The organism is Actinomadura sp. WAC 06369, assembly GCF_003947565.1.
Taxonomy (GTDB): Bacteria; Actinomycetota; Actinomycetes; order Streptosporangiales; family Streptosporangiaceae; genus Spirillospora; species Spirillospora rifamycini.
The window spans coordinates 1-1,136 of the sequence record NZ_QHJN01000376.1 but is presented as its reverse complement, the minus strand read 5'-3'; the positions used below and the strand labels follow the sequence as shown (position 1 = coordinate 1,136).

1 protein-coding gene is annotated in these 1,136 nt (G+C 76.0%); it reads right to left on the bottom strand.

From position 1 onward, the window contains the following. Positions 1-870: 870 nt before the first annotated feature. On the bottom strand, positions 871-1,136 hold a 266-nt coding region (locus tag DMH08_RS40715; RefSeq protein WP_158642475.1), incomplete at its 5' end, for a hypothetical protein.

Genomic DNA, 1,136 nt, shown 5'->3' with positions numbered 1-1,136 from the left:
TCACCGGAGTGGGAGTCACCACCCGAACCCGAGCCACCGCCGGACCCCGCCCCACTCCCGGACGAACCACCGTCCGCCCCATCGCCAGAGCCCGAACCGCTACCCGAACCCGAGCCCGAGCCACCGCCCGAGCCGGAACCGGAACCGCTACCCGAACCCGAGCCATTGCCCGAGCCAGAACCGGAACCAGAACCGCTCCCAGGTGAGCCACCGTCCGTCCCATCGCCAGAGCCCGATCCGCTACCTGAACCCGAGCCGTCGCCGGACCCCGACCCACTACCCGAGCCGCCGCCCGAACCCGCTCCGCTCCCGGACGAGCCACCATCCGCCCCGCCACCGTGGGCCGAGCCGTTCCCCGATCCGCTCCCCGCCGGCCCGCCGTCCGTGCCCGAGCCAGAGCCACCGCCTGAGCCCGAGCCGGAACCGCCACTCGACGCCGACCCGGAACCACCGCCCGAGTCGGAGCCACCGCCCGAACCCGACCCCTCACCGGAGTGGGAGTCGCCGCCCGAATGCGGACCGCCACCCGAGCCCGAACCATTCCCAGAACCGGAGCCATCACCTGCGCCCGTTCCGCCCCCCGCGCCCGAGCCACCGTTCGAGTCTTGGCTGCCGCCCTTACCCGAGCCACCGCCGGTGCCGCTCCCGGACGTCCCACTCGTGCCGCTCTCACCGCCGCCTGAGCCGGTGCCGGACGGGCTGTCGGTCGGCGTGGTGTCACCGCCGGGCGGTCCGGCGTCTCCGGCCTCGCCGCCGGGTTCCGCGCCGGACGGGCCGACGTTCGTCCCGTCGTGTCCCGACGGGGTACTGGACGGGGTGTCGCCAGGGGAATGGGGGGTCTCGCCCTTGGGAGCGGGAAGCACCACGGCCTCACACCCGTCCCCCGCCCCGGCGGCGGTCGGCCCAGAAGCGGGCGGCCCGGAAGCAGACGCCCTCGGGTCGGTCGATCCCGAGGAGGTCGGCCCGGAAGCTGACGGGGCGGACGAGGCGGACGGTCCCGGGTCGTCTGCCCCCGAGGCAGACGGCCCGGAAGCAGACGGCCCGGAAGCAGACGGGGCGGACGGGGCGGACGATCCGGAGGTGGGCGCGCCGGATGCGCCGGACGCGCCGGACGGGCCGGGCGCGCTCGTCGGGCC